The sequence below is a fragment of the Micromonospora arborensis genome (assembly GCF_003205615.1).
Classification (GTDB): domain Bacteria; phylum Actinomycetota; class Actinomycetes; order Mycobacteriales; family Micromonosporaceae; genus Micromonospora; species Micromonospora arborensis.
This window is the reverse complement of sequence record NZ_PYBV01000077.1, coordinates 1-275: the sequence shown is the minus strand read 5'-3', so window position 1 is coordinate 275 and position 275 is coordinate 1. Positions and strand designations below refer to the sequence as shown.

Below are 275 nucleotides of genomic sequence, written 5' to 3'. Positions count from 1 at the left end.
GCCTGGCTGTGCCCGAGGTTCGACTTGACCGAGCTGAGCCAGAGCGGGCGGTCGCGGTCCTTGCCGTACGTCGCCAGCAGTGCCTGCGCCTCGATCGGGTCGCCGAGTTCGGTGGCGGTGCCGTGCCCGTCGACGGCGTCCACCTGGTCGGCCGCCAGCCGGGCGTTGGCCAGCGCGAGCCGGACGAGCCGCTGCTGGGCCGGCCCGTTCGGGGCGGTCAGGCCGTTGGACGCGCCGTCCTGGTTGGACGCGGCGCCGCGGATCACCGCGAGCAC

At 75.3% G+C, this 275-nt stretch carries 1 pseudogene; it reads right to left on the bottom strand.

The window, feature by feature from the left end:
- Nucleotides 1–275 (bottom strand): annotated as a pseudogene (locus tag C7C45_RS32675) (type I polyketide synthase); the annotation flags it as partial.